The sequence below is a fragment of the Martelella sp. UBA3392 genome (genome assembly GCF_002358775.1).
GTDB lineage: Bacteria > Pseudomonadota > Alphaproteobacteria > Rhizobiales > Rhizobiaceae > Martelella > Martelella mediterranea.
In genome coordinates this window covers 12,036-19,978 of the sequence record NZ_DEPM01000181.1, presented here as the reverse complement: position 1 = coordinate 19,978, position 7,943 = coordinate 12,036, and the positions used below count along the sequence as shown (strand labels likewise).

Genomic DNA, 7,943 nt, shown 5'->3' with positions numbered 1-7,943 from the left:
GCGTTTCCGTGAAATGCGGAAAGGCTCTAGGCTGAAAAGAGAAGCGCCTGTTTGCCCCAGACCGGCGCGCCCACCTCTGCACTCTGCTTCCCTTTAAACTGGAGGGCTTTACGCCAGTTGACGGTTTGCCAGCGCGGTGAAAGCGCCACCCCGCGCGAGCAGTTCGTCAAAACTCCCGCTCTCAACGATCCTGCCGTTTTGAAGAACATGGATACGGTCGGCGTGGCGGATCGTTGAAAGCCGATGCGCGATGATGATGCGCGTCGCCTTCATGCGCTCCAGCGCGGCGCTGACCTCGGCCTGGGTGACGTTGTCGAGCGCGCTGGTCGCTTCATCGAAAAGCACGATGCGCGGCTTGCGCACCAGGGCGCGCGCGATCAGAAGTCGTTGCTTCTGCCCGCCCGAGAAGGTTGCCGCGCCCTCGCCTACCGGTGTCTGCAGGCCCATCGGCATCGCCCTGATATCCCGCTCGAGGCCGGAATCCCTGACGGCCTGCCAGATATCGGCCTCGGTGTAGATGCCGTTGGCGGTGATGTTGTCGCGAATGCTGCCTGTCAGGAGCTTGCCATCCTGAAGGACCACGCCGATCTGCCGGCGCAGCGCGGCGGGATCGAGCTTTTCAAGATCATGGCCGTCATAGGCAACGCCGCCCTTCTGGGGCGTCGCGAAGCCCAGCAGCAAGCGCAGCAGCGTCGACTTGCCGCTGCCCGACGGCCCCACGACCGCCACGAACTCGCCGGGCCGGATATCCAGGCTCACATCGTCGAGGATCGGCCGGTCGGCCGCCTCATAGGCGAAGCTGGCATGGGCGATGACGATCCGGCCGCTCAACTCGCCGGGGTCTATTTTAGCGCCCGAAACCTCCGGTTCACCCGCCAGAATGGGCTCGGTGCGTTCATAGAGCGGCTTCAGCGACATCAGCGTGACGAACGCGCCGGCAAAGCCGGAGAGCCCGCCATAAAACTGCCCGAAGGCCGTATTGAACGCGATGAAGGTTCCGGTCGACACGTCCTCGACATAAAAGGCGAACACCGCCAGCGCGACGATATGGAAAACGATGAGAACCCCGCTCGTCAGCAGCCCCTCGCTGTAGGACAGCACGTTGGAGCGCAGTCGGAAATGCATGTCGCGGGCAAAGCGTTCGGTCCAGTCGGCAAATGCAAGCCGTTCCGCACCGTTGACCTTCAGCGTGGCAATGCCGGATACTAACTGGAAGGTTCTGGCGGACAGTTTTCCGCGCAGTTCGTATTGTTCGCGCTGGTATAGCAATTGCAAATAGGCAAAAGCCGAACTGATCAGAATGACGAACACCACGAAGCCCACGGCAATGCCCGCTAGCATGGGCTGATAATAGAACATCATCGCCAGGCTGACGGTGGAAAACAAACCGCTGAACAGGACAGAAAGGGTCGAGCCGCTGAGTGCCCGGCTGAGCGCGTTGATCCCGGATGCGCGGTTCGCGAGATCGCCGACCTCGTATTGCTGGAAGAAGGAGGCCGGCAGGCGCAGCAGCCGGTCCCAGACCGCGCTCTGCACCACCGCGTCGATCCGGCCGCGCATCCGCAATTGCGTCAACGCCCGCGCCGTGCCGAAGCCGAGCGTCGCGAACGCCGCCGCCACCAGAACGATGGTGACCTGGCGCAACTGGTCATATTCGGCTTTCGGAATGATCGTATCGAAGATATGGCCGGACACCAGCGGCGTGAGCAGCGCCAGCAGCGCCGCGCAGGCCGACGCGATCAGGATGGTGGCGAAGGCCCGAACATTGTTGCGGAACACGAAGCCGAGCAGCATGCGCGACGTCACCTTGCCGTCCGGCAGCGGTCGATAGAAGATATAGGCTTCCGGCGCGAGCGTTTCTGCAAACTGCCTGCCGACCTTGCGCTCGCGGCCCTCGGGATCGATATGGCGATAACCGAAGCGGCCGGGAATGAGGCAGGCGGGTTCGCCGCTTTCGGTAAAGGCCAGGAACGCGCCGTGATCGCCGCGCCACCATTCCTCCGGCAGCCGGGCACGCCTGGAGCGCACATGGTTGGCCCGGGCGATCGCCGCGACCGCCTCGCCGTGCTCCCTCTGCGCAAGAGACCGTTGGGCTTTCAGCCGGATACCATCCGCCGCCGCCACGCGCGCCGCGCAGCGCGCCAGCGCATCGGGCGCGAGCGTTCCCGCGGGCTGTTTCGCCCGGTGATCGAGAAGCGCCGCCACCTCGCCGGAGGCGGCTTTCAGGCGCAGCTCCGCCGCCTTGTCGCGGCGCGAGACATCGTCCCGGCCGTCGAGGCGATTTGTGGCCAGCGTCGTTGCGATGCCTGCGAGCGCTAGACGCAGCGCTTCCGCCCGCCCGCGTTGCAGCCATCCCGCCTCTGCAAGGGCTGCGCTATCATGGACCCGCGCCGTGACCGGGGCCAGCGCCTGGACCCAGAAATCCGCCGTCAGCGGCGCCAGCCCCGGCCCGAGCTCGCGCCCGTCGCCTGACTTGAGAACGCCATCCGTCTCGAGCCAGAGCAATGCGCCGGCGGCGCAAACCGCAGCCCCGTCCGGTATCGAGACATGCTGCCCGGCGCGCAACGGCGCGATGCCGCGCGGCGGCAGGGCGGATGGGCAGGCTGCCAGTAGGCGGCCGATCCAGGCGTCGATGCCAGCGCCGGACGGCCCCTCTTCGGTGGTGGCGAGGCGGCAGCCGGGTGCCGGGACAACGATGATATCGGGCGCGCCGCCGTCCCAGACGACATCGGCCAGCCCGGTGAATGCGTCGCCACCGGCAAGGCGCATGAGATGATGCAGCGGCCCGTAGATCTGCGTATCGGGGTCGACCGCGAATACGTCGGCAGCGCCCTCTTCGACAATGAAGACGCCCTCAACGTTGTTGAGCGGGATGGCACGCGGCATCCGGGCGGCGTCGCGAGCCTTGCGAAGCGCCGGTGGCAGGTCTGTTTGCGGGCTGTCGGTCATCCGGTCTGCTTCTCAGTGAGCGGCCACAAGGCGGGCATAGTGCCCGTCCGGCTCGGCTATCAATCGATCATGCGTGCCGCGCTGGACGATCCGGCCCTGATCGAGAACGATGATCTCGTCGCTGTCGCGGATGGTCGAGAGCCGCTGGGCGACGATCAGGCAGGCGCAGCCGCGCCGTCTAAGGTTCATGTCGACGGTCTGCTCGGTGACGGGGTCGAGCGCCGACGTCGCCTCGTCCATGATCAGCACCGACGGATCGCGCGCCAGAGCGCGGGCAATCTCGAGCCGTTGGCGTTCGCCGCCGCTGAGATTGCGTCCTGCTTCGGACAAGGCGGCATCGATCCCCTGCTCGCGCACCAGCGGCAACTGGTCGAGGCAGGCATCGGCGACCGCGCGGCTGATCGCAGGTTCGGGGATCGATGTATCCCAGAGCGTGATATTGTCCCGCAATGTCCCGCTGAAGACATTGATATCCTGACTGACCACGCCGAGCGACGAGGTCAGCGTCAGACGGTCGATCTGTTGCAGGGGGATATCATCGAAGAAAATCTCGCCCTGCCATGGCCGGTAGAGCCCGGCAACCAGCTTGCCGACGGTCGATTTTCCCGAGCCGCTGGCGCCGACGAGCGCGATCCGCATGCCCGGCTGCAACAGCACCGAGAAATCGTCGAGCAGCGGCTTTTCAAGCCGGCTGTATCCGAAGGTGACATTGCGAAGCTCGACCTTGCCGACGAGCCTTACCGCGGCGGTGGCGGCCTGCGGCCGCGCCGCGGCCGCTGCCGGCTCGGCGGAACCGTAATTGATGACGTCATCGAGACGGTTGAGGTCGACCTGCGTCGTCTGCAATGACGACCCCAGTCCCACGAGCCCCGAAATCGGCCCGTTGAAACTGCCGACCAGAACCTGAAACGCGACGAGGTCGCCAACGGTCAGCCGACCGTCCAGAACGAACAGCGCGCCGAGGCTGAGAATCGCGATATGTCCCAGCGCCGACAAGGTTCCCGGCAGCAGGCCGAGCAGGTTGTTCTGCCGCCCGATGGTCTGCGACAGCGAGACAAGCTGGGCCTGAAGGCCGCCCCAGCGGGAAAACAGATCATCCTCGAGCCCGGCGGCCTTGACCGTCTCGATCGCCGAGAGGCCGCTCATGATCGCCGAGGCCTGCTCCGCCCCGTTCTTGGCCAGAAGATGGCGCGCGTTTTCCAGCCGCAACCAGACGACCCGCGCCATGATCAGGTTGATGACGGCCATGGCGACGACGAGCGAGGCCAGCGGCACGCTGTAGGAAAACATCAAAGCGCCATAGACGACGACCGAGATCATGCCGACGATGCTGAACGCCAGCGGACCGGAGATCATCGACGCGACCCGTCCGGCGGATCCGAGCCGGCTGGAAATGTCCCCGGCGAAACGCTGGCTGAAGAAGTCCATCGGCAGGTGCAGCAGGCGCCACAACACCTTGCGCGTCATGTCGATGCTGACCCTGGCCGAAAACCGCATCAGGTAATGCTTCTGCAGCCAGCTCAGAAGCAGACTCAACCCGCCGGCCACGACATAGGCCGCAAGCAGCGGCCTGACCCAATCCTCCTGTCCGCCGACAAGGAAGCCATCGACATAGATCTTGCTGAGCGCCGGTATCACGATGCCGGGAATGACCATCAGGAGCGTTACCAGCAATATGAAGGCGAACGGTCCTGCCGTCCCGCGCGAAAGCTGCCTCAACTCGCGCAGTACCGATGGCTTCTCGCCGCCAGTCTTGAAATCCGGCCCAGGCTCGACGGTCACCACGATGCCCGTGAAATCCCGGTCCATCTCCGACCAGGCGACGCGCCTGCGCCCCTGCGCCGGGTCATTGATCTGGGCGCCCTTGCGGTCGATCTTTTCCAGCACGACGAAGTGGTTGAACCGCCAGAAGATGATGGCAGGCAGCGTTACATCGCGCAGTCTCTCCAGTCCTACCTTGAAGCCTTTTGCCTCGCAGCCGAAGCGTCTGGCGGCCTCGATCAGGCTCCAGGCGTTCGAGCCATTTCGCGACACGCCGCATTCGAGCCTCAACCTTTCAAGGGGGACCCATCGTCCGTGATGGGCCAGCACCATGGCGAGACAGGCGGCCCCGCATTCGACCGCCTCCATCTGCAGGATGGTAGGCGTTTTTGCGTTGCGAAATATCCTTCCCGGTCTCAGCGCCGAAAACCGCTTCGTCATGCCCGCGCTCCGCCAGTCATTGATCGAGACCGAGGACGCGCCGGATCGCGGGTATCACCAGAACGATCGGCGGCACCTGCTCCACAGCGACATCGGCATCGGCCAGCGTGCCGGTCCGGACCTTCATGTTCGGGCCGTGCCCCGAGGTCCATTTCAATCCGGAGGGCGAGGCCGCGTCCTTTTCCAATTGCACGCCAAAGGCGATCGGGGGTTCGCTGCCGGCAAGCGCCTTGGCCAGCGTTTCGTTGCCGAGCTGACGCGCGACCGCGGTGTCGCTTTGCGGGTCTTCGCTGACCCAGACGACCTTTCCGCGGATGGTGCCGAAACGGGAGGCCTCAACGGTGGATGGTGAAACATTGACTTCCATCCCCGCCAGGGCTTTCTTTCCGTGCAGCGGATTGGCGAAAAACACCCCTTCGATATCGGTGTTGACGGGCTGAACCGTCACGATGGGGGATCCCGGCTGCACAAAGGAGCCGATACTGGCGTCGACCGCAATGACCAGGCCGGACATATCCGAGAGCACCTTTCCGCCGCTATCGAGCGTGTCTTCGAGATCGGCGAGGTTTTCCTGGGCCTTCAGCAACCGGTCGCTCATCGCCTGAAACGCCGTGGTCTTCTGGTTTTCAAGCTCGAGCCGCTTGGCCGCGAGCTGTTCCTTGTCGAATTTGTTCCCATCCAGATTTGCGGATGCCTCAATGAATGAGTCCCGGGCCTGCTCTAGCCTGAGCGGCGTTATCGCACCATCGCTGCTGGCCTGTTCGAAGCCCTCCAGAATTTTCTTCCGGCTCTCGAGCTGCTGCTCGTCCCACGCGATCTGGCGCTCCAGATCCTGTTCCTTCTGCTTGAGGTCGGCCATCTGTTGCGGCAGCAGGTTGTTCCAGTAGGTTTCCAGCAGGTCCTGCTCTGTCTTCAGCGAGCGCAGCGTCCGTTCCGCCTCGCGCTTGTCCTCGGCCACGGAGACGATTTCGATGGATGCAAGAAGCTCGCCCTTTTCAACCGTATCGCCGAGCTGAACCGGCAGCGAGCGCAATATGCCGGAATGGGTCGCCACAAAATCGCGGGTCTCGCCATAGGCCGGGCCGAGGATGCCCTTACCCTGCACAAAGGTCGTCACCGTCCCGAAAATGCTCCAGTAGATCGCGCCGCAGAAGACGAGCGCGATCGCGATCGCCACGACCCAACCGCTCGGGCCGACGACACGCATCAGACTGTCAGTGCTTTCAGGGGTCTGGAGATGTTTGAGAGCGGATTCGCGATAGACCTGCTTGCGGGGCTCTTCGGGATTGGACATGATTTCGCGACGATCTCACTTGGGCGGCGCAAATCTCACTCACCATCCGCGCCCAGACGATAAGGAGTGAGAAGTCTGCCATCAGAACACGAGGAAAACTGTCTCCCGCAGCTGCAAGAGACAGTTTCGAATATCCCGCCCGAAATTTCAGGCGTCATCAATCACTTTCTTGAACATATCGGCCATACCGCCGACAGCACCGCCGGAAAAGACTCCAGCCGCCGTCTTCGCAGCCGCTCCGACCGCAAGATCACCGCCTGATACACCCGCGAACGCGGCGGCATCGCTGCCTGCAACGGCAACGGCCCCGGCAACCGCGTCAACACCTGTGACAGCACCGACGGCGAGGGCCACGGCCGCAACCGGGTGGTTCTCCACTTCATTTCCGACCCATTCGGCGCCATTCTTGATGCCGTCCCAGGCATCGCCGAAGATATTGCCGCCGGCGACTGGCTGCAGTTCCTCTTGACCGAGTGCTTCGAGATTCAGTTCGTTGGGGCCGGTCGGCGTAACCGACTTGGTTTCATTTTTCATGATAAACGATCTCCGCTAGAAATTTGCCCATTGAAACGTTGTGATCCCCCGCAGTGTCTATTCGGAGGTCCCGCTCTGCCGAGGATTTTCGCGTCGCTATAACCGCGCCATCAAACCAAGCGTCAAAACAGATTTTCGATGTCGTCAGCGACGTCTTTAACGCCATGCACAGCAAGCCCTGCCGCAGATTCAACACCATGCATAACAGGCTCTGCCACAACGGCCACGGCAGCCATCCCGACTGTCTCTATGCCACCACTCAAGATGCCAACGGCGGCGGCGGCCTCGGCCGGGTGCGCTTCGGCAGCTTTTCCAATCAACTCGGCTCTATCCTTGATACCGTCCCAAGTATTGCCGAGGATAGTTCCGCCTGCGATCCTCTGCAAATCCTCTTCGCCAAGTTCCGAGAGGTTCAAATCGTCGCGGCTGGTCGTATCAATCGTCCTGGTTCCATTCTTCATGATGAAACAATCTCCAAACTAATCGCACTCGTTCAGATGCTCTGATCTTCTGCAGCGCCGTTTCAGCACCCGGCTCTATCCGGAAGCCTAGTGTCGGCACTACCACACCGTTGAACCGAGTCTCAGAACAGTTTTTCTATGTCGTCAGCGACGTCTTTTACGCCATGCGCGACACCTTCTGCCGCACCGGCCACGGCACCGCCAGCCACTGTCGCGACACCAGCAGCGGCCGCCACAAATCCGGCGGTCCCCTGTCCCAGCGCCACTGCCGAGTAGATGCCATAGCCGGCCATTCCGACACCGGAGGCTACGGCGGCGCCGGCAATAACTTCACCCGGATGGTTAAAGGTCCATTCGGCCGCGTCCTTGACCCCGTCGATAGCATCCCCTGCGGCACTTCCGACATCGCCGAGCACACTACCGCCGGCCGCATTCTGCAACTGATCCGACGCGAGTTCTTCCATGTGAGTTTCATCGATCCTGGCCGGATCGGTCTTGTTGCT

Annotated in this window: 5 protein-coding genes and 1 pseudogene; all 6 read right to left on the bottom strand. The window is 63.1% G+C overall.

Going from position 1 to position 7,943, the window contains the following annotated elements:
• Nucleotides 1–108: 108 nt before the first annotated feature.
• A complete protein-coding gene (locus B4E36_RS14085; RefSeq protein WP_345900486.1) occupies nucleotides 109–2,949 on the bottom strand; it encodes an NHLP bacteriocin export ABC transporter permease/ATPase subunit in 2,841 nt (946 codons plus the stop codon).
• A gap of 12 nt (nucleotides 2,950–2,961) precedes the next feature.
• Nucleotides 2,962–5,151, bottom strand: coding sequence for an NHLP family bacteriocin export ABC transporter peptidase/permease/ATPase subunit (locus tag B4E36_RS14080; RefSeq protein WP_292051485.1), 2,190 nt, complete (start codon nucleotides 5,149–5,151; stop codon nucleotides 2,962–2,964).
• Between the two features lie 16 nt (nucleotides 5,152–5,167).
• Nucleotides 5,168–6,445 (bottom strand): NHLP bacteriocin system secretion protein, encoded by a 1,278-nt coding sequence (locus tag B4E36_RS14075; protein ID WP_292051487.1) that lies wholly within the window; start codon nucleotides 6,443–6,445, stop codon nucleotides 5,168–5,170.
• Between the two features lie 147 nt (nucleotides 6,446–6,592).
• Nucleotides 6,593–6,979, bottom strand: coding sequence for a hypothetical protein (locus B4E36_RS14070; RefSeq protein ID WP_292051489.1), 387 nt, complete (start codon nucleotides 6,977–6,979; stop codon nucleotides 6,593–6,595).
• 122 nt (nucleotides 6,980–7,101) lie between these two features.
• Nucleotides 7,102–7,440 carry a hypothetical protein gene (locus B4E36_RS14065; protein WP_292051491.1) on the bottom strand — a complete coding sequence of 113 codons (339 nt, stop codon included), beginning with the start codon at nucleotides 7,438–7,440 and terminating at the stop codon, nucleotides 7,102–7,104.
• Nucleotides 7,441–7,562: 122 nt separating this feature from the next.
• A pseudogene (locus B4E36_RS14060) lies at nucleotides 7,563–7,943 on the bottom strand (hypothetical protein); the annotation flags it as partial.

Bases quoted from the DNA above. Each gene is read 5' to 3' on its own strand.
- B4E36_RS14085 (WP_345900486.1), bottom strand. From the start codon at position 2,949: ATGACCGACAGCCCGCAAACAGACCTGCCACCGGCGCTTCGCAAGGCT.
- B4E36_RS14080 (WP_292051485.1), bottom strand. From the start codon at position 5,151: ATGACGAAGCGGTTTTCGGCGCTGAGACCGGGAAGGATATTTCGCAAC.
- B4E36_RS14075 (WP_292051487.1), bottom strand. From the start codon at position 6,445: ATGTCCAATCCCGAAGAGCCCCGCAAGCAGGTCTATCGCGAATCCGCT.
- B4E36_RS14070 (WP_292051489.1), bottom strand. From the start codon at position 6,979: ATGAAAAATGAAACCAAGTCGGTTACGCCGACCGGCCCCAACGAACTG.
- B4E36_RS14065 (WP_292051491.1), bottom strand. From the start codon at position 7,440: ATGAAGAATGGAACCAGGACGATTGATACGACCAGCCGCGACGATTTG.